Source organism: Paracoccus sigandri, from assembly GCF_003709565.1.
Classification (GTDB): Bacteria; Pseudomonadota; Alphaproteobacteria; order Rhodobacterales; family Rhodobacteraceae; genus Paracoccus; species Paracoccus siganidrum.
In genome coordinates this window covers 11,758-31,992 of sequence record NZ_QNRC01000012.1, presented here as the reverse complement: position 1 = coordinate 31,992, position 20,235 = coordinate 11,758, and the positions used below count along the sequence as shown (strand labels likewise).

The window sequence follows — 20,235 nt, the reverse complement described above, 5'->3', positions numbered from 1 at the left end:
ATGGCGTTCGATATCGCGCGGGCCACCAAGTATTTCCTGATGGTGGATTTCATCAAGGGCTTCGGCCTGGGGCTGCGATACTTCTTCGCGCCCAAGGCGACGCTGAACTATCCCCACGAGAAGGGGCCGCTGAGCCCGCGCTTCCGGGGCGAACACGCGCTGCGCCGCTATCCCAATGGCGAGGAACGCTGCATCGCCTGCAAGCTGTGCGAGGCGATCTGCCCCGCCCAGGCGATCACCATCGATGCCGAGCCGCGCGAGGATGGATCCCGCCGCACGACGCGCTATGACATCGACATGACGAAATGCATCTATTGCGGCTTCTGCCAGGAGGCTTGCCCGGTCGATGCCATCGTCGAGGGACCGAATTTCGAATTCTCGACCGAGACCCGCGAGGAGCTGTTCTACGACAAGCAGAAGCTGCTGGACAACGGCGCCCGCTGGGAGGCCGAGATCGCCCGCAACCTTGCCATCGATGCGCCCTACAGATGAGTGATCCGCTGCAAAAGCTGTTCCAGCAGATGCTCCAGTCGGGGCAGGAGATGGCGCGCGCCTTCAACCCGGCGCTGGAGAATGTCGATACCAAGGCATTCGAGAAGCTGATCCCGACCATGCCCGCCGACATGCTGGAAATGTGGTTCGGCAAGACCTTCAACCGCGACGGGCTGGACGCGCGGACCCGGCTGCTGGTGACCATCGCCGCGCTGACCGTGCAGGGCGCATTCGCGGAACCGCAGCTGCGCCTGACCATCCGCCATGCGCTGTCGGCCGGCGCCACCCAGCGCGAGATCGCCGAGGTGATCTATCAGATGGGGATGTTCGGCGGCATCCCGGCCATGCAGAAGGCGCTGGAAATCGCCCAGGGCGTCTTTACCGAATCCGAGGGGGACCAGAGCTCATGATCACCTTTGCCTTCTACCTGTTCGCGATTTCGGTCTGCGTGTCGGGCTTCATGGTCGTGCTGTCGCGCAACCCGGTCCATTCGGTGCTGTGGCTGATCCTGGCTTTCGTCTCGGCCGCGGGGCTGTTCGTGCTGACCGGCGCGGAATTCGTCGCCATGCTGCTGGTCGTCGTCTATGTCGGCGCGGTGGCGGTGCTGTTTTTGTTCGTCGTCATGATGCTGGATGTCGATTTCGCCGAGCTGAAGGGCGAGCTGGCGCGCTATCTGCCGCTGGCCGGGCTGATCGCGATCGTGCTGCTGGCGCAGCTGGCCATCGCCTTCGGCGCCTGGGAAAGCTCTCAGCTGGCCGAAAGCCTGCGCGCCGCGCCGATCACCGATCAGGCGCATAACACCAACGCCCTGGGGCTGCTGCTTTACGACCGCTATCTGCTGGCCTTCCAGCTTGCCGGGCTGATCCTGCTGGTCGCGATGATCGGCGCGATCACCCTGACCATGCGCCACCGCCGCGACATCAAGCGGCAGGACGTCGTGGCCCAGATGCATCGCGATCCCGCCAAGGCGATGGAGCTGCGCGACATCAAGCCGGGGCAGGGGCTTTGAGCCGCGGCGCATCGATCGCGGCGAACGGAATATTCAACGGGTGACGGACCCGGAGGGACAGAAACGATGATAGGGCTGACACATTATCTGGTCGTGGGGGCGATCCTCTTCGTCACCGGGATTTTCGGGATCTTCGTGAACCGGAAGAACGTCATCGTCATCCTGATGTCGATCGAGCTGATGCTTCTGTCGGTGAACATCAACTTCATCGCCTTTTCCGCCCATCTGGGCGATCTGGCGGGGCAGGTCTTCACCATGTTCATCCTGACCGTCGCCGCCGCCGAGGCCGCGATCGGCCTGGCGATCCTGGTGGTCTTCTTCCGCAACCGCGGCACCATCGCGGTGGAAGACGTCAACGTGATGAAGGGGTAAGAGACCATGGCCCAATTCATTCTCTTCGCCCCGCTTCTGGGCGCGATCATTGCCGGTTTTGGCTGGCGGATCATCGGCGAGAAGGCGGCCCAGTACCTGACCACGGGCATCCTGTTCGCGGCGATGCTGTTTTCCTGGATCATCTTCCTGGGCTTCGACGGCCAGACGCAGCACATCCCGGTCCTGGACTGGGTGGTCTCGGGCGATTTCCACGCCGAATGGGCGATCCGGCTGGACCGGCTGACCGCGATCATGCTGATCGTCGTGACCAGCGTGTCGGCGCTGGTCCATCTCTATTCGATGGGCTACATGGCCCATGACGACAATTTCGAGCATCACGAGCATTACAAGGCGCGCTTCTTCGCCTATCTCTCGTTCTTCACCTTCGCCATGCTGATGCTGGTGACGGCGGACAACCTGCTGCAGATGTTCTTCGGATGGGAGGGCGTGGGCGTCGCCTCCTACCTGCTGATCGGCTTCTACTACAAGAAACCCTCGGCGGGCGCGGCGGCGATGAAGGCCTTCATCGTCAACCGGGTCGGCGATTTCGGCTTCCTTCTGGGCATTTTCGGGCTGTTCTGGCTGACAGGCTCGATCCAGTTCGACACGATCTTCGGGCAGGTGCCGGACCTGGCGCAGACGCAGATCCGTTTCCTGTGGACCGAATGGAACGCCGCGAACCTGCTGGCCTTCCTGCTGTTCGTGGGCGCCATGGGCAAGTCGGCGCAGCTGTTCCTGCATACCTGGCTGCCCGACGCGATGGAGGGCCCGACCCCGGTTTCCGCGCTGATCCACGCCGCGACCATGGTCACCGCCGGGGTCTTCCTGGTCTGCCGCATGTCGCCGCTGTTCGAATTCGCGCCCGAGGCGAAGATGTTCGTCGTCATCATCGGTGCGACCACCGCCTTCTTCGCCGCGACCGTGGGCCTAGTGCAGAACGACATCAAGCGCGTCATCGCCTATTCGACCTGTTCGCAGCTGGGCTACATGTTCGTGGCGGCGGGCGTGGGCGTCTATTCGGTCGCCATGTTCCACCTGTTCACCCATGCCTTCTTCAAGGCGATGCTGTTTTTGGGCGCCGGCTCGGTGATCCATGCGATGCATCACGAACAGGACATGCGCAACTATGGCGGCTTGCGCAAGAAGGTGCCGCTGACCTTCTGGGCGATGCTGATCGGCACGCTGGCCATCACCGGCGTCGGCATCCCGCTGACCCATTTCGGCTTCGCGGGCTTCCTGTCCAAGGACGCGGTGATCGAAAGCGCCTATGTCGGCTCGTCCTATGCCTTCTGGCTGCTGGTGATCGCGGCGCTGATGACCAGCTTCTATTCCTGGCGGCTGATGTTCATGACCTTCTGGGGCAAGCCGCGCGGCGATCACCATGCGCATGACCACGCCCATGAAAGCCCGCCGGTGATGCTGGTGCCGCTTGGGGTGCTGGCGCTTGGCGCGGTTTTCTCGGGGATGGTCTGGTACAACAGCTTCTTCGGCAAGGAAGACAGCGTGCGTGGCTTCTTCGGCATGCCCGAGGTGGTGGCCCAGCACGAGGAACCCGCCGAATCCACCGAAGGCGCGACCGCGCTGGAGGGTTCGGTGGCCGAGGATGCGCATGTCCAGCCCGAGGGCGCCGCGACCCATGCCGCTTCGGGCGCCGCCTCGGACCCGGCCGAGGAGGCCGCCGCCGCGATCGTGGTGACCGAGGGCGCGATCTACATGCACCCGGAAAACCACGTGCTGCACGATGCGCATTACGTTCCCGCCTGGGTCAAGCTGTCGCCCTTCGTCGCGATGCTGATCGGGTTGTCGCTGGCCTGGCTGTTCTATATCCGCCGCCCGGATTTCCCGGCGAAACTGGCGGCGCAGCAGCCGGCGCTGTACCAGTTCCTGCTGAACAAGTGGTATTTCGACGAGATCTATCACTTCGTCTTCGTCCGTCCGGCGCTGTGGCTGGGCCGCAAGCTGTGGACGGGCGGCGATGGAGCCGTTATCGACGGCGCCATCAACGGGGTGGCCATGGGAATCATCCCGCGCCTGACCCGTTTCGCCGGCCGGGTGCAGTCGGGCTATCTGTTCCATTACGCCTTCGCGATGGTTCTGGGCATCGTGGGCTTGCTGATCTGGGTGATGATGCGGGGCGCGCACTGACATGACGAACCTTCTTTCCATCATCACCTTCCTGCCGATCGTCGCCGCGGCCATCCTCGCGCTGTTCCTGCATGGCGAGGACGAGGCGGCGCAGCGCAACGCCAAGTGGCTGGCGCTGATTGCCACCTCGGCGACCTTCGTGATCTCGCTGTTCCTGCTGGCGGGCTTCGATCCGTCCGACACGGGCTTCCAGTTCGTCGAGGATCACCCCTGGATCATGGGGCTGCGCTACAAGATGGGCGTGGACGGGATCTCGATCCTGTTCGTCATGCTGACCACCTTCCTGATGCCGCTGACCATCCTGTCCTGCTGGGACGTCAAGGCGCGGGTCAAGGAATACATGATCGCCTTCCTGGTGCTGGAAGGGCTGATGATCGGCGTCTTCACGGCGCTGGACCTGATCCTGTTCTACCTGTTCTTCGAGGCCGGGCTGATTCCGATGTTCCTGATCATCGGCATCTGGGGCGGCGCGAACCGCATCTATGCGGCCTTCAAGTTCTTCCTCTACACCTTCCTCGGCTCGGTGCTGATGCTGGTCGCGATGATCGCCATGTATCGCATGTCGGGCACGACCGACATCGTGGCGCTGCTGGACCCCGCGACCACCTTCCCGTCCGAGACGATCCGGGTCCTGGGCATCACCGTCATCGGCGGCGTGCAGACGCTGCTGTTCATCGCCTTCTTCGCCAGCTTCGCGGTCAAGATGCCGATGTGGCCGGTCCATACCTGGCTGCCCGACGCCCACGTCCAGGCGCCGACCGCGGGCTCGGTCGTGCTGGCGGCGGTGCTTCTGAAGATGGGCGGCTACGGCTTCCTGCGCTTTTCCATGCCGATGTTCCCGGTGGCCTCGGACTTCATGCAGCCGCTGGTCTTCTGGATGTCGGCCATCGCCATCGTCTATACCTCGCTGGTGGCGCTGGCGCAGTCGGACATGAAGAAGCTGATCGCCTACAGCTCGGTCGCGCATATGGGCTATGTGACCATGGGCATCTTCGCGGCGAACCAGCAGGGGCTGGACGGGGCGATCTTCCAGATGCTGTCGCACGGCTTCATCTCGGGGGCGCTGTTCCTGTGTGTCGGCGTGATCTACGACCGCATGCACACGCGCGAGATCGACGCCTATGGCGGGCTGGTGAACCGGATGCCGGTCTATGCGCTGGTCTTCATGTTCTTCACCATGGCCAATGTCGGCCTGCCCGGCACCTCGGGCTTCGTGGGCGAGTTCCTGACGCTTCTGGGCGTGTTCTACGCCAATACCTGGGTGGCCTTCGTCGCCGCCACCGGCGTGATCCTGTCGGCGGGTTATGCGCTGTGGCTCTATCGCCGGGTGACGCTGGGGGCGCTGATCAAGGAAAGCCTGAAGACCATCACCGACATGACCCCGCGCGAGAAATGGATCTTCGCGCCGCTGATCGCGATGACGCTGATCCTCGGCGTCTATCCGCGGCTGGTCACCGACATCACCGGCCCCTCGGTCGAGGCGCTGCTGGTGAACTTCCACGACGCCCTGCCGTCCGAGGCCGAGGGCCTCGCGACCGCCGCCGCCAGCCATTGAGGTAAGCACATGACCGCGCTCGATTTCTCGACGATCCTGCCCGAGCTGCTGCTGGCCCTCTATGCGCTGCTGGCGCTGATGGCCGGGGCCTATCTGGGCAAGGACAATATCGCCCGGCAGATCCTGTGGGTGACGGTGGCCGCGCTGCTGGTCGCCGCCTTCTATGTCGGCTTCACGGACCGGCCCGAGGGCACCGCCTTCTTCGGCGTGTTCATCGACGATGCTTTCGCGCGCTTCGCCAAGGTCACGTTGCTGGTCGCCGCCGCCGCCGTCCTGGCGATGAGCGCGGATTACATGCACCGCCACGGGCTTCTGCGCTTCGAATTCCCGATCCTGATCACCCTGGCCGCGCTTGGCATGATGATCATGGTTTCGGCCGGCGACCTGCTGTCGCTCTACATGGGGCTGGAGCTGCAATCGCTGTCGCTCTATGTCGTGGCCGCCATGCGCCGCGACAGCGTGAAATCCTCGGAGGCGGGGCTGAAATATTTCGTGCTGGGCTCGCTCAGCTCGGGGATCCTGCTCTACGGCGCCTCGCTGGTCTACGGCTTCGCCGGCACCACCACCTTCGAGGGCATCATCTCGACGATGAGCGCGGGCGAGATGTCGCTGGGGGTGCTGTTCGGCATGGTCTTCCTGACCATCGGCCTGGCCTTCAAGGTCTCGGCCGTGCCCTTCCACATGTGGACGCCCGACGTCTATGAAGGCTCGCCCACGCCGGTGACGGCCTTCTTCGCGACCGCCCCCAAGGTCGCCGCCATGGCGCTGATCGCGCGGCTGCTGTTCGAGGCTTTCGGCACCGTTCCCGGCGACTGGGGCCAGATCGTCGCGGCGCTGGCGGTGATGTCGATGTTCCTCGGCTCGATCGCCGGGATCGGCCAGCGCAACGTCAAGCGGCTGATGGCCTATTCCTCGATCGCGCATATGGGCTTCGCGCTGGTCGGTCTGGCGGCGGGCACCGCCTATGGCGTGCAGGCGATGCTGCTCTACATGGCGATCTATGCGGTGATGAACGTCGGCACCTTCGCCTTCATCCTGTCCCTGGAACGCGACGGCCGTCCTGTCACCGACCTGGACAGCCTGAACCAGTTCGCGAAGGCCGCGCCGCTGAAGGCGCTGGCGGTGCTGCTTCTGATGTTCAGCCTTGCCGGCGTGCCGCCCTTCCTGGGCTTCTTCGCGAAATACGGCGTGCTGTCCGCGGCGGTCGAGGCCGGCATGGCCTGGCTGGCGGTGCTGGGCGTGATCGCCTCGGTCATCGGCGCCTTCTATTACCTGCGCATCGTCTACTACATGTATTTCGGCGCCGATTCCGAGGGCGTGGACAGCCGCATGGGCCCGGTGCAGCTTGTCGCGCTGCTGGTTCCGGCCGCCGTCCTGCTGCTGGGCGCCATCTCGATGATGGGCGTCGAGGAAGCCGCCGCCACCGCCGCGCAATCGCTGGTGCCGGGCGAGGCGGCAGCCGCCGGCGCCCCGGCAGAGACCCCGGCGGGTGACTGAGCCCGCGCGGGACAGCTGGCCCGAGGATGTGGCAAGGCACGTCCTCGACCGGGTGGACAGCACCAATGCCGAAGCCCTGCGCCTGGCCCCCTCGCTGAGCGGGCCGGCCTGGATCCTGGCGCGCCGGCAGCAGGCCGGCCGCGGCCGGCGCGGACGGTCCTGGTCCGATCCGCCGGGCAATTTCGCCGCCACCCTGGTCCTGCGCCCCGAAGGCGGGCCGGGCGATGCCGCGCGGCTGTCCTTCGTCGCGGCGCTGGCGCTGCATGATGCGCTTGGCCGCCTGATCGGCCCGCATGGCCGGCTGGCGCTGAAATGGCCCAATGACGTGCTGCTGAACGGCGGCAAGCTGTCGGGGATCCTGCTGGAAAGCGCCGGCGCGGGCCCGCAGGTCGCGGCGCTGGCCATCGGCATCGGCGTCAACCTGGCTGCCGCGCCCGAGGACGGGGCCATCGAGCCCGGCGCGGTCCGTCCGGTCAGCCTGAAGGGCGAGACGAGGCTGGAGGTCGCGCCCGAGGAATTGCTGGACGTGCTGGCCCCGGCCTTTGAACACTGGTGGCGCCAGCTGCGCAGCTACGGGTTCCAGCCGATCCGCCGCGCCTGGCTGGCCCGCGCCGCCCGGCTGGGCGAAACCATCGTCGCCCGCACCGGCGAGACCCGGACCGAGGGCCGCTTCGAGGGGATCGACGACAGCGGCGCGCTGATGCTGACCACGGCGCGGGGCAGGGTGCTGATCCCCGCCGCCGACATCTATTTCCGCGAGGGCTGAGATGCTGCTCTGTATCGATACCGGCAACACCAATACCGTCTTCTCGATCTGGGACGGCGGCAAGTTCCTGGCGCATTGGCGGATCAGCACCGATCACCGGCGCACCGCCGACGAATATTACGTCTGGCTGTCGACGCTGATCGCGGTCCAGAAATTCGGGCTGCAGATCAATGCCTGCATCATCAGCGCCACCGCGCCGCGGGTGGTCTTCAACCTGCGGGTGCTGTGCAACCGCTATTTCGACACGCGCCCGCTGGTGGTGGGCAAGCCCGACTGCCTGCTGCCGGTCGCGCCGCGGGTCGATCCGGGCACCTCGGTCGGGCCGGACCGGCTGGTCAATACCGTCGCCGCCTTCGACCGCCACGGCCCCGACCTGATCGTGGTCGATTTCGGCACCGCGACGACCTTCGATGTGGTCGATGACGACGGCGCCTATATCGGCGGGGTGATCGCGCCGGGGGTGAACCTGTCGCTGGAGGCGCTGCACATGGGCGCGGCCTCGCTGCCGCATGTCGACGTGACCATGCCCGCCAGCGTGATCGGCACGAATACCGTGGCCTGCATCCAGTCGGGCATCTTCTGGGGCTATATCGGCCTGGTGGACGGGATCGTGCGGAAGATCCGCGAGGAACGCCACCGGCCGATGAAAGTCATTGCGACCGGGGGGCTTGCGCCGCTATTCGATCAGGGATTTGATCTTTTCGACGCGATCGAGGACGACCTGACCATGCATGGGCTGCGTCTGATACATGATTACAACAAGGAGATGGGCAATGGCTGAGCGCCTGATTTATCTGCCGCTTGGCGGCGCGGGCGAGATCGGCATGAATGCCTATGTCTACGGCTATGGCGCGCCGGGCAAGGAACGCCTGATCCTCGTCGATCTGGGCGTGACCTTCGGCGACATGGACGGCAGCCCCGGCATCGACCTGATCATGCCGGACCTGGCCTGGCTGCAGCAGAACCGCGACCGGCTGGAGGCGATCTTCATCACCCATGGCCACGAGGATCACCTGGGCGCGGTCGGCCATCTGTGGCAGCGGCTGGGCGTGCCGATCTATGCCCGCCAGTTCACCGGCGCCCTGGTGCGGCTGAAGCTGGAGGAGATGGGCCATCCCGCCAATGTCGTGAACATCACCGGCCCGCGTCCCGAGGTGACCCGCACCGGCCCATTCACCGTGCAATTCGTGCCGGTCAGCCACTCGATCCCCGAAAGCGCGGCGCTGATCATCGATACGCCGGCGGGCCGGATCGTCCATACCGGCGATTTCAAGCTGGACGGCACCCCGGTGGTCGGCGATCCCTTCGACCCGATCCTGTGGCACGATATCGCGGGCGAGGGGCGGGGGATCAAGGTCCTGGCCTGCGATTCCACCAATATCTTCACGCCCCATCCCGGCCGGTCCGAGGCGGTGCTGGCCAATCCGATCCTGGAATGGGTGATGGCGCAGAAGAACCTGGTCGTCGCCACCACCTTCGCCAGCAACATCGCCCGGCTGAAGACCCTGGCCGAGGCGGCGATCGCCTCGGGGCGCAAGGTCTGCCTCCTGGGCCGGGCGATGCGGCGCATGGTCTCGGTCGGGCTGGAAACCGGGGTTCTGACCGATTTCCCCGACACGATCAGCCCCGACGAGGCCGCGGGCCTGCCGCGCAACCAGGTGATGCTGATCGTGACCGGCTCGCAGGGCGAACGCCGCGCCGCCAGCGCGCAGCTGTCGCGCGGCCGCTATCTGGGGCTGCAGCTGAAAGAAGGTGACAGCTTCCTGTTCAGCTCGAAGACCATCCCCGGAAACGAGCGTCCGGTCGGCCGGATCATGAACGCCCTCAGCGAACTGGGCGTCGACGTCTATGACGCCGATGACGGGCTCTACCATGTCTCGGGCCATGCCAACCGCCCCGATATCGAGGCGCTGCACGAGCTGCTGAAGCCCGAGATCGTCATCCCCATGCATGGCGAGCACATGCATCTGCGCGAACATGTGCAGATGGCTCGCGCCCGGGGGCTGCAGGCCGAGATCGCGGTCAACGGCACCATGCTGGATCTGACCGGCGAGGCGCCGAAGGTGGTCGATCAGGTCGAATCCGGGCGGCTCTACCTGGACGGCACGGTGCTGATCGGCGCGATGGACGGCATCGTGCGCGACCGCATCCGCATGGCGCTGAACGGCCATGCGCTGGTCAGCGTGATCGTCGACGAGGAAGACAACGTGCTGCCCGACGCCTGGGTCGAGCTGATGGGCCTGCCGGGCCGGACCCGCGGCGGCGACGACCTGGCGCGCCATGTCGAGGGCGAGCTGGCGGAATTCCTGGAAGGCGCCGATGCCCGCACGGTGGGCGACGACCGCAAGCTGGACGAGGCGATCCGCAAGATCACCCGCCAGGTCGCCATGGAAGAGATCGGCAAGAAGCCCGAGGTGACGGTCATCATCAGCCGCCTGATGGCCGACTGACCCCTCAAAAGATCTCCCATCTTTCATCTTGGCCAAATATCCTCGGGGGGTCCGGGGGGCGAAGCGCCCCCGGCTTCCGCGGGACGCCACCCCGCGCAACGCTCGGCCCTTGACCCGGCCCGCCGCCCGGTGCAAAGCCCCGCGCCATGAGCGACACGCCGAAATCCGCCTTCGACCCGAACCCGCCGCGCCGCAACTTCTACGGCCGCCGGCATGGCAAGACCCTGCGCCAGAGCCAGAAGGGCTATCTCTCCGAGGATCTGGGCGAGCTGCGCCCGCGCGGCATCACGCCTCGGGAAAACCCCGCGCGCGCGCCCATCGACCCGGCGGCGATCTTCGGCGACGCCCGGCCCGTCTGGCTGGAGGTCGGCTTCGGCGGCGGCGAGCACATGGTCCACATGGCAGCGAGCTATCCCGAGATCGGCATCATCGGCTGCGAGCCCTTCATCAACGGCGTCGCCATGCTCCTGGGCAAGATCCGGGCGGCGGGCGTCGGCAATGTCAGCGTCCATCCGGGCGATGCGCGCGACCTGATGGACGTGCTGCCCCCGGCCAGCATCGCGAAGGCCTTCCTGAACTATCCCGACCCCTGGCCCAAGGCGCGCCACCATCGCCGCCGCTTCGTGACCCCCGAACATCTGATCCCGCTGGCACGGGTGATGCAACCGGGGGCGGAATTCCGCGTGGCGACCGACATTCCCGACTACATGCGCCAGACGCTTGAGGAGGTGCCCCTGGCCGGGTTCGACCTGGTGGCCGAGGGGCCCGAGCCCTGGCAGGACTGGCTGTCCACCCGCTATGAGCAGAAGGCTCTGCGCGAGGGGCGGGTGCCCCATTACGCCACCTTCCGCCGCAGGTGATCCCGGTCAAGGGGCTGAATTCCTGCAAGACCGCGGGGCCATGTCGCGGCGTTTTCGACTGCCTGCGAGGCGGGGCCGCGACGGCCGGTCCTGGCCGATGCCGATCAACCGAGACGATTGGTCGGATTTTCGCCATTGAAATCGCCCTGTCATAGCCTCTATGTTGCAGTCATGCGCTTTGCGATCCTCAACCACGGGTTGCTTGCGCCGACAGTTTCGCAGCGTGGCACCTCTGGTCCCGACCGATTGGCGGGCAGCATGTGCCACGCGGAAAACGCGCCCTTCGCTGCGGTCATTCGCGCCGGGGGCGGTAACGGACAGCGACCCGGTCCGGCCTCGTGCCGCCGGGTATTTCGAAGGAACAGACGCGATGACGCGCGCGCAGGAAGGATCGGACCAGGGGAGGCGGACGGCATGTCCGGCCCAGGGTCGGCTTGTCTCTGCCGCGGCGCCCGTGTCCTCATCATATCGCAGCCATCAACCGGGGGCGCCCTTGGCGCCACCCGGCGCATGCCTGCGCGAAAGACATAAAAATGGCAAAAAAGATGCTGATCGACGCCACCCATGCCGAGGAAACTCGGGTGGTCGTGGTCGATGGAACAAAGGTCGAAGAATTTGATTTCGAGACCGTAAACAAGCGACAGCTTTCCGGAAACATCTACCTGGCCAAGGTCACGCGGGTCGAGCCCTCGCTGCAGGCGGCCTTCGTGGATTACGGCGGCAACCGCCACGGTTTCCTGGCCTTCGCCGAGATCCACCCGGATTACTACCAGATCCCCGCCGCCGACCGCGAGGCGCTGATCGCCGAGGAACGCGCCTATGCCGAGGCGCAGGAGGCCGAGGAATCCAGCCCGCGCGGACGCCGCCGCAAGCCCGCCCCCAGGGCGCAGAAGGCCGAGCAGGGCGACGAGATCGCCACGCAGGAGGCGGCCTCGGCCGATATCGAAGCCGACGCCGATAGCGCGGCCGAGGCGGGCGACAACGGCGACGACCAGGGCGCCGACGATGCCGGCGACCGGCCCGAAAGCGATGCCTCGGACCGCGACGAGACGATCGAATCCGTCGCCGAAGAGGACGTGACCGAGGAAATCCGCGTCTCGAAGAAGCCGCGCCCGCGCCGCTACAAGATCCAGGAAGTGATCAAGGTCCGGCAGATCATGCTGGTCCAGGTCGTCAAGGAGGAACGCGGCAACAAGGGCGCCGCGCTGACCACCTACCTGTCGCTGCCCGGCCGTTACTGCGTGCTGATGCCCAACACCGCGCGCGGCGGCGGCATCAGCCGCAAGATCACCAATGCGGCCGACCGCAAGAAGCTGAAGGACATCGCGGGCGAGCTGGACGTGCCGAAGGGCGCGGGCCTGATCATCCGCACCGCCGGCAGCCAGCGCACCCGGACCGAGATCAAGCGCGACTACGAATACCTGCTGCGCCTGTGGGAACAGATCCGCGATCTGACCTTCAAGTCCATCGCCCCCGCGCCGATCTACGAGGAGGGCGACCTGATCAAGCGCTCGATCCGCGATCTCTACTCCAAGGAGATCGACGAGGTGCTGGTCGAGGGCGAGCGCGGCTATCGCGTGGCCAAGGACTTCATGAAGATGATCATGCCGTCCCACGCGAAGAACGTGAAGCATTACGGCGACCAGATGCCGCTTTTCGCCCGCTATCAGGTGGAAAGCTACCTGGGGGCGATGTTCAACCCGGTCGTGCAGCTGAAATCCGGCGGCTATATCGTCATCGGCGTGACCGAGGCGCTGGTCGCCATCGACGTGAACTCGGGCCGGGCGACGAAGGAAGGCTCGATCGAGGAAACCGCGCTGAAGACCAACCTGGAGGCCTCTGACGAGGTCGCCCGCCAGTTGCGGCTGCGCGATCTGGCCGGGCTGATCGTCATCGACTTCATCGACATGGAAGAGCGCAAGAACAACGCCGCCGTCGAGAAGCGCCTGAAGGACAAGCTGAAATCGGACCGCGCGCGGATCCAGGTCGGCCGCATCTCGGGCTTCGGCCTGATGGAGATGAGCCGCCAGCGGCTGCGGCCGGGGATGCTGGAATCGACCACCCAGCCCTGCGCCCATTGCCACGGCACCGGCCTGATCCGCAGCGACGACAGCCTTGCGCTGACCATCCTGCGCGCCATCGAGGAGGAAGGCACCCGCAAGCGGTCGCGCGAGGTGCTGGTCAAGGCGCCGGTCGCGGTCATCAACTTCCTGTTCAACACCAAGCGCGAGCATATCGCCGGGATCGAGGCGCGCTATGGGCTCTCGGTCCGGCTGGAGGCCGATCCGGCGCTGATCTCGCCCGATTACGCGATCGAGAAGTTCAAGACCGCGACCCGCGCCGTCCCCGAGGTCGCCCAGCCGGTCCTGTCGGTCGATGCCGACCTGATGGCGCGGATCGACGACGAGGAAGAGGACCTGGTCGAAGAGGATCTGGAGGTCGAGGAAGAGCGCGCCGAGGAGCCGCAGGCCGCTGCCGAGGACGAGAACGGCGAGGGCCGCGGACGCCGCCGCCGCCGCCGTCGGCGCCGGAAACCCGGCGAACGGCCGGAGGCGGGCGAGGGCGAGGACGCCGCCGCCGATGGTGACGAGGTCGAACCCGTTGCCGCCGAGGCCGCCGAGGCCGAGCCTGATGTCGAGGCAGAGCCGGTTGTGGCAGCCCCCGAGGGCGAGGCGGAGGAGGGCGGCAAGCGCCGGTCCCGCTCGCGGTCCCGGTCGCGGCGCAAGGGGGATCGGGCCGAGCTGCAGGGCGAGGCGCTGCCCGAAGTGGTCGACCTGCGCGACCAGGCAGGGGATGCCCGCGCCGATGCCTTGCCCGGCCTGAATGCGCCGAAACCGGCGGTTGCCGACAGCGCGCCGGTCGAGCCTGTGGCCGAGCCCGCCGCCGAACCCGCGCCGCAAGCGGTCGAGGAAACCGTCGCCTCCGAGGCGCCGGCCGAAGCCGAAATCGTCGCGGAAGCGCCGGTTGCGGAAGCGCCTGCCGAGGAAGCGCCTGCCGAGGAACCCTCGGCACCCGAGGCGGAACCCGCCGAGGAGCCTGTCGCGGATGCCGATGCCGACGCGGAACCCGCGCCGGCCGAGGATCCCGCCGCCAATGTCGCCACGGCGCCCGAGGCGCGCGAGCCCGAGCTGGCCGAGACCGATGCCGACCGGCCCAAGCGCCGCGGCTGGTGGTCCGGCGGCCGCTGACCGGACAGGCGAACAGGAAATCGGGCGCGGGGGGAAACCTTCGCGCCTTTTTCCATGATGCACGCAGCCGTGACGTTCTGGCCTCTGGCCCCGGCCGCGCCAGCGGCTAGAGTGCCTGCCATGCTGGGAATCGATCTTGCCGCCGCCGCCTTCCTGCCTGCCGCCTTCGTGGCGCTGCTGGCCGGGCTTCTGTCCTTCCTGTCGCCCTGCGTGCTGCCGATCGTGCCGCCCTACCTGGCCTATATGACCGGCGTGGGCGTGGGCGGGCTGAAGGCGCGGGAACGCAGCGCGGTGCTGCCGGCCTGCTTCTTCGTGCTGGGCCTGTCGACGGTGTTCCTGGTGATGGGCTTCGCGGCCTCGGCCTTCGGGCGGGCCTTCCTGCAATATCAGGACGTGCTGGCCAAGGTCGCGGGCGTCATGGTCATCGCCATGGGTCTGCATTTCCTGCATGTCTTCCGCATCCCGATCCTGGACCAGGAGGCGCGGCTGGAGGCCGGGCGGCAGGATGGCGGCGCGTTCGGCGCCTATGTGCTGGGCCTGGCCTTCGCCTTCGGCTGGACGCCCTGCATCGGCCCGCAGCTGGGCATGATCCTGTCGCTGGCCGCGACCGGGGGCGAATTGTCGCGCGGCACGGCGCTGCTGGCCGTCTATGCGCTGGGGCTGGGCATTCCCTTCCTGCTGTCGGCCATCTTCATCAACCGCGCCATGGGGCTGATGAACCGCATCAAGCCGCATCTGAAGGCCATCGAGCGGGCGATGGGCGCGCTGCTGGTCGTGGTGGGGGTGATGCTGCTGACCGGCGCCTTCTCGGCCTTCGCCTTCTGGCTGCTGGAAACCTTCCCGATCCTGGCCACCCTGGGCTGATCCGGGCGGATGATCGGGGCTGGTCTTCGCCCGCGCTTGCGCCATGATGGCAAGGCGCCAGCACAGGAGAGCCCCATGAAACCCGCCACGCCCGAACATCCCGCCCCCCAGGACGCCGATGCGCGCCGCGCCGTGGCGCCGGTCATCTGCTATCCGGTCCAGCACCTGCCGGATCCCGGCCTGCCGGCGCTGCGGGCCGCGCGGGCGGGCTGGGCGCGGATCGGCGAACATGTCGTGCCCGCGCGCGAGGCGCGCTGCTTCGAGGTACCGGCCGGGCATTTCTTCCGCATCACCAGCATCGAGGGGCCGCAGGTGGGCGATTTGAACCTGTGGTCGGCCGACCTGTCCGAACGGTTCTATTCCGGCAAGACCCGTGCGCTGCATGGCACGCATCTGTCGGCGGGGGACCGGATGTGGTCCTCTTTCCCGACGCTGCGGCCGATGGCGACGATCACCGAGGACACGCTGGACTGGTATGGTTTCGACGCGTTCGGCGGCGGGGTCCATGACGTGATCGGCACGCGCTGCGATCCCTATACGCACAACCTTCTGTCGGATGGCGGGCAGTATCACCATTGCTGCCATTCCAACCTGACCCGCGCTCTGTCGCAGGCGCGCGGCCTGCCGCTGGCCGAGGCCGAGCGCCATGTCCATGACGTGCTGAACGTCTTCATGTGCACCGGATTCGCGCGCGACACGGGCCAGTATTTCATGAAGGCCAGCCCGGTCCGGCCCGGCGACTTCATCGAGTTCTTCGCCGAGATCGACCTTCTGGGCGCGCTGTCCGCCTGTCCGGGCGGCGATTGCGGGGGCGAGCATTCCTCGGACAAGGCCGCCTGCCATCCGCTGCTGGTCGAGATCTTCCGCCCCGCCGCCGCGCCCGAGGGCTGGGCGCCGCCCCCGCCCAACGGCTATGACCGCAGCCACGGCACGGCCGAGTGATCCGGGCGGGCTGATCCGGGCGGGGGCGCCGGCAAATCCTGTCAAGTATCTGCGATCAACGCATAATCGACTGTGGCGCGGAGGCATCTTTCGCGCTATGCTGGCGGCCAGATCCGGGAAAACCGGACAGGACAGAGGCAGTGACGGCGGTATTCCCATGACCGAGATGGTCTTTGGCTCCACGCCCGCGCGGGCGGGCGACCCGATTCTTCCACGCTGGTGGCGCACATTGGACAAATGGTCGCTGGTCTGCGTGCTGGGCCTGTTTGCGATCGGGCTGCTGCTGGGTCTGGCGGCCTCGGTGCCGCTGGCGGAAAAGAACAACCTGCCGCGCTTCTACTATGTGCAGCGCCAGGCCTTCTTCGGCGGCGTGGCGCTGTTCGTGATGCTGGTGATCTCGATGCTGTCGCCGCGCCAGGTGCGCCGGCTGGGGGTGCTGGGCTTTGCCGGGGCTTTCCTGATGATCCTGGCGCTGCCGGTGATCGGCACCGATTTCGGCAAGGGCGCGACCCGCTGGCTGAGCCTCGGCTTCATCTCGATCCAGCCGTCCGAGTTCCTGAAACCCGCCTTCGTCGCGCTCTGCGCCTGGTGCATGGCGGCGGCGCAGCAGGTCGGGGGGCCTCCGGGACGCTCGATCTCGCTGGCGGTCGCAGCCATCGTGGTGACGCTGCTGGCGCTGCAGCCCGATTTCGGCCAGGCCTCGCTGGTGCTGTTTTCCTGGGGCGTGATGTATTTCGTCTCGGGCTCGTCGCTGCTGCCGCTGATGATCGTCGCCGGGCTGGCGGTTGTGGGCGGGGTGTTCTCCTACGGCGCCTCGGACCATTTCGCGCGCCGCATCGACGGATTCCTGTCGCCCGAGATCGACCCGCGCACCCAGATCGGCTATGCCACCCATGCGATCATGGAGGGCGGCTTCTTCGGCGTCGGCGTGGGCGAGGGCAGCGTGAAATGGCAGCTGCCAGACGCGCATACCGACTTCATCATCGCCGTCGCGGCCGAGGAATATGGCCTGGTCATGGTGCTGGCGATCATCGTGCTTTACGCGATCATCGTCACCCGCAGCCTGCTGCGCATGATGCGCGAGCGCGAGCCCTTCACCCGCATCGCCGGGGCGGGGCTGGCCTGCGCCTTCGGCGTGCAGGCGCTGATCAACATGGGCGTCGCGGTGCGGCTGCTGCCGGCCAAGGGGATGACGCTGCCCTTCGTCAGCTATGGCGGCTCGTCCGTGATCGCCTCGGGGATCGCGGTGGGGATGCTGCTGGCGCTGACCCGGACGCGGCCGCAGGGCGAATTCGCCGAATTGCTGCGGCGGGGGCGCTGATGGCGGCACCCCTGGCCCTGATTGCCGCCGGCGGCACCGGCGGGCACATGTTTCCCGCGCAGTCGCTGGCCGAACTGCTGCTGGCCGAGGGCTGGCGGGTGAAGCTGTCCACCGACGATCGCGGCGCGCGCTATGCCGGGGCCTTCCCGCCCGCGGTCGCGCGCGAGGTCGTGGCCTCGGCCACCACCGCGCGGGGGGGGCTGCCGGGCAAGCTGGCCGCGCCCTTCAGGATCGCCGCCGGGGTGATGGCGGCGCGGCGGGCCTTTCGCGGCGACCGCCCCTCGGTCGTGATCGGCTTCGGCGGCTATCCGACGATCCCGGCGCTGTCGGCAGCGGTGACGCTGGGGCTGCCGCGCATGATCCACGAACAAAATGGCGTGATGGGCCGGGTGAACCGGATCTTCGCGCCGCGCGTGGGCCGCGTCGCCTGCGGCATCTGGCCGACCGAGCTGCCCGAGGGCGTCAAGGGCGTCCATACCGGCAATCCGGTCCGCGCCGCCGTGCTGGAACGGGCGGGCGCGCCCTATGCCGCGCCGGGCGAGGGGGTGCTGGAGCTGCTGGTGATCGGCGGCAGCCAGGGCGCGCGGGTGCTGTCCGACGTGGTCCCCGCCGCCGTCGCCGCCCTGCCCGAGGAGATGCGAAAACGCCTGCATGTCAGCCACCAGGCGCGGGCCGAGGACGCCGCGCGCGTCACCGCTGCCTATGCCGATGCGGGCGTCCGGGCCGAGGTGCGGCCCTTCTTCGACGACGTGCCGCAGCGGATCGCGGCGGCGCAGCTGGTCGTCAGCCGGTCGGGCGCCTCCTCGATCGCCGACATCACCACGATCGGCCGGCCGGCGATCCTGATCCCCTATGCCGCCGCGGCAGGCGACCATCAGAGCGCCAATGCCCGGATGCTGTCGGAAGGCGGCGCGGCCAGGGTCTGGCCCGAATCGAGGCTTGACGCCGCATCGCTGGCGGGCGACATCCGCGCGATCCTTTCCGACCCCGCGCAGGCGCAAGCCATGGCCAGTGCTGCGCTGTCCCTCGGCCGGCCCGATGCGGCGCGGCGCCTGTATGAACTCGTGACGGAGATAGCGACATGAACGCCGCCACCAAGCTGCCCTTCGATCTGGGCCCGATCCATTTCGTCGGCATCGGCGGCATCGGCATGTCCGGCATCGCCGAGGTGCTGCTGACGCTTGGCTATCCCGTGCAGGGCAGCGACCTGAAACGCTCGAAGATCACCGACCGGCTGGAAGGCCTGGGCGCCACCGTCTTCGAGGGCCAGCGCGCCGAGAATATCGGCGAGGCGGGCGTGGTGGTGATCTCGACCGCGATCAAGAAGGGCAATCCCGAGCTGGAGGAGGCCCGCCGCCGGGGCCTGCCCGTGGTGCGCCGGGCCGAGATGCTGGCGGAACTGATGCGGATGCGCTCGAACATCGCGATTGCCGGGACGCATGGCAAGACGACGACGACGACCATGGTGGCGACGCTCTTGGATGCGGGCGGGCTGGATCCGACGGTCATCAATGGCGGCGTGATCCATGCCTATGGCAGCAACGCGCGGGCCGGCGCCGGCGAATGGATGGTGGTCGAGGCCGACGAGAGCGACGGCAGCTTCAACCGCCTGCCCGCCGACATCGCCATCATCACCAATATCGACCCCGAGCATATGGAGCATTGGGGCAGCTTCGACGCGCTGCGGAAGGGGTTTTACGATTTCGCCTCGGGCATTCCCTTCTACGGGCTGGCGGTGTGCTGCACCGACCACCCCGAGGTTCAGGCGCTGGTCGGCAAGCTGACCGACCGCCGCGTGGTCACCTTCGGCTTCAACGCCCAGGCCGATGTGCGGGCGATGAACCTGCGCTATGAATCGGGCATCGCGCATTTCGACATCGCGCTGCAGGGCGAGGGTCCCTCCGAGACCGGCGATATCGAGATGATCGAGGGCTGCAGCCTGCCCATGCCGGGCGATCACAATGTCAGTAACGCGCTGGCCGCCGTGGCCGTCGCCCGCCACCTGGGCATCAAGAAATCCGAGATCCGCGAGGCAATGGCCAAGTTCGGCGGCGTGGGCCGCCGCTTCACCCGCGTGGGCGAGGTGAACGGCGTCACCATCATCGACGATTACGGCCACCATCCGGTCGAGATCGCCGCCGTGCTGAAGGCCGCGCGCCAGGCGACGACCGGCCGGGTCATCGCCGTGCATCAACCGCATCGCTATTCCCGGCTGTCCAGCCTCTTCGACGATTTCTGCACCTGCTTCAACGAGGCCGACGTGGTCGCCATCGCCGAGGTCTATGCCGCGGGCGAGGAGCCGATCCCCGGCGCCAGCCGCGACGACCTGGTCGCCGGGCTGATCGCCCATGGCCATCGCCACGCCCGCGCCATCCTGTCCGAGGACGACCTGGAGCGGCTGGTGCGCGAACAGGCGCGGCCGGGGGACATGGTGGTCTGCCTGGGCGCCGGGACGATCTCGACCTGGGCCAACGGGCTGCCGGCGCGCTTGCAGGGACGGGCCGCGTGATCGTTCCCTCCTACCTCTCGCTGCTGGTGGCCTCGGCCTGGCTGGTCGCGGCCTGCCTGATCCCCTTCCTGCGCGCGAAGCATCGCCCGGCGGCCTTCTGGGGGCTGGTGCTGGTCGGCGTGCCGGTGCTGGGCTGGCTGACGCTGCATTGGGGGCCGGTCATGGGCTTCGGCGCCTTCGCCATGGGGCTGTGGGTGCTGCTGCGTTCGCCGCTGCAGACGGTGCGGCGGCGGCGAGAGCCGGTCCATCGCGGCCTGCACTGAGG

General features: G+C 67.4%; 18 protein-coding genes. All 18 read left to right on the top strand.

Going from position 1 to position 20,235, the window contains the following annotated elements; genetic code table 11:
- The 18 genes from nuoI to C9E82_RS12320 all read left to right on the top strand — a co-directional run bounded on the left by nuoI (nucleotide 1) and on the right by C9E82_RS12320 (nucleotide 20,233).
- Nucleotides 1-492 (top strand): NADH-quinone oxidoreductase subunit NuoI, encoded by a 492-nt coding sequence (gene nuoI, locus C9E82_RS12405; RefSeq protein WP_119898258.1) that lies wholly within the window; start codon nucleotides 1-3, stop codon nucleotides 490-492.
- Complete coding sequence (locus tag C9E82_RS12400) at nucleotides 489-902, top strand: carboxymuconolactone decarboxylase family protein (protein WP_119898259.1); 414 nt, start codon at nucleotides 489-491, stop codon at nucleotides 900-902. Before nuoI ends, C9E82_RS12400 begins: the two co-directional genes overlap by 4 nt.
- Entirely contained in the window at nucleotides 899-1,501 is a 603-nt protein-coding gene (locus C9E82_RS12395) for an NADH-quinone oxidoreductase subunit J (protein ID WP_119898260.1), read from the top strand. Before C9E82_RS12400 ends, C9E82_RS12395 begins: the two co-directional genes overlap by 4 nt.
- Nucleotides 1,502-1,567: 66 nt before the next feature.
- Complete coding sequence (nuoK, locus tag C9E82_RS12390; RefSeq protein ID WP_119898261.1) at nucleotides 1,568-1,873, top strand: NADH-quinone oxidoreductase subunit NuoK; 306 nt, start codon at nucleotides 1,568-1,570, stop codon at nucleotides 1,871-1,873.
- Nucleotides 1,874-1,879: 6 nt separating this feature from the next.
- Nucleotides 1,880-4,018, top strand: coding sequence for an NADH-quinone oxidoreductase subunit L (gene nuoL, locus C9E82_RS12385; protein ID WP_119898262.1), 2,139 nt, complete (start codon nucleotides 1,880-1,882; stop codon nucleotides 4,016-4,018).
- 1 nt (nucleotide 4,019) lies between these two features.
- Nucleotides 4,020-5,573, top strand: a complete 1,554-nt coding sequence (locus C9E82_RS12380; RefSeq protein ID WP_119898263.1) for an NADH-quinone oxidoreductase subunit M — start codon at nucleotides 4,020-4,022, stop codon at nucleotides 5,571-5,573.
- Between the two features lie 9 nt (nucleotides 5,574-5,582).
- Entirely contained in the window at nucleotides 5,583-7,070 is a 1,488-nt protein-coding gene (nuoN, locus tag C9E82_RS12375; protein WP_119898264.1) for an NADH-quinone oxidoreductase subunit NuoN, read from the top strand.
- Nucleotides 7,063-7,836 (top strand): biotin--[acetyl-CoA-carboxylase] ligase, encoded by a 774-nt coding sequence (locus C9E82_RS12370; RefSeq protein WP_119898265.1) that lies wholly within the window; start codon nucleotides 7,063-7,065, stop codon nucleotides 7,834-7,836. The genes nuoN and C9E82_RS12370 overlap by 8 nt, the downstream gene beginning before the upstream one ends.
- A 1-nt stretch (nucleotide 7,837) precedes the next feature.
- Nucleotides 7,838-8,617 (top strand): type III pantothenate kinase, encoded by a 780-nt coding sequence (locus tag C9E82_RS12365; protein ID WP_119898266.1) that lies wholly within the window; start codon nucleotides 7,838-7,840, stop codon nucleotides 8,615-8,617.
- Entirely contained in the window at nucleotides 8,610-10,286 is a 1,677-nt protein-coding gene (locus tag C9E82_RS12360; RefSeq protein ID WP_119898267.1) for a ribonuclease J, read from the top strand. Before C9E82_RS12365 ends, C9E82_RS12360 begins: the two co-directional genes overlap by 8 nt.
- 146 nt (nucleotides 10,287-10,432) lie before the next feature.
- On the top strand, nucleotides 10,433-11,146 hold the full coding sequence (gene trmB, locus C9E82_RS12355) for a tRNA (guanine(46)-N(7))-methyltransferase TrmB (RefSeq protein WP_122449289.1): 714 nt from the start codon (nucleotides 10,433-10,435) through the stop codon (nucleotides 11,144-11,146).
- A gap of 533 nt (nucleotides 11,147-11,679) precedes the next feature.
- Entirely contained in the window at nucleotides 11,680-14,334 is a 2,655-nt protein-coding gene (locus tag C9E82_RS12350; RefSeq protein WP_119898563.1) for an Rne/Rng family ribonuclease, read from the top strand.
- 120 nt (nucleotides 14,335-14,454) lie between these two features.
- A complete protein-coding gene (locus C9E82_RS12345; protein ID WP_119898562.1) occupies nucleotides 14,455-15,198 on the top strand; it encodes a cytochrome c biogenesis CcdA family protein in 744 nt (247 codons plus the stop codon).
- Between the two features lie 75 nt (nucleotides 15,199-15,273).
- Nucleotides 15,274-16,140 carry an urea carboxylase-associated family protein gene (locus C9E82_RS12340; protein WP_119898561.1) on the top strand — a complete coding sequence of 289 codons (867 nt, stop codon included), beginning with the start codon at nucleotides 15,274-15,276 and terminating at the stop codon, nucleotides 16,138-16,140.
- 157 nt (nucleotides 16,141-16,297) lie between these two features.
- On the top strand, nucleotides 16,298-17,461 hold the full coding sequence (locus C9E82_RS12335; protein ID WP_119898560.1) for an FtsW/RodA/SpoVE family cell cycle protein: 1,164 nt from the start codon (nucleotides 16,298-16,300) through the stop codon (nucleotides 17,459-17,461).
- A complete protein-coding gene (locus tag C9E82_RS12330) occupies nucleotides 17,461-18,546 on the top strand; it encodes a UDP-N-acetylglucosamine--N-acetylmuramyl-(pentapeptide) pyrophosphoryl-undecaprenol N-acetylglucosamine transferase (protein ID WP_119898559.1) in 1,086 nt (361 codons plus the stop codon). Before C9E82_RS12335 ends, C9E82_RS12330 begins: the two co-directional genes overlap by 1 nt.
- A complete protein-coding gene (murC, locus tag C9E82_RS12325) occupies nucleotides 18,543-19,970 on the top strand; it encodes a UDP-N-acetylmuramate--L-alanine ligase (protein WP_119898558.1) in 1,428 nt (475 codons plus the stop codon). Before C9E82_RS12330 ends, murC begins: the two co-directional genes overlap by 4 nt.
- Nucleotides 19,967-20,233 carry a DUF2484 family protein gene (locus tag C9E82_RS12320; RefSeq protein ID WP_240643568.1) on the top strand — a complete coding sequence of 89 codons (267 nt, stop codon included), beginning with the start codon at nucleotides 19,967-19,969 and terminating at the stop codon, nucleotides 20,231-20,233. Before murC ends, C9E82_RS12320 begins: the two co-directional genes overlap by 4 nt.
- Nucleotides 20,234-20,235: the final 2 nt, after the last annotated feature.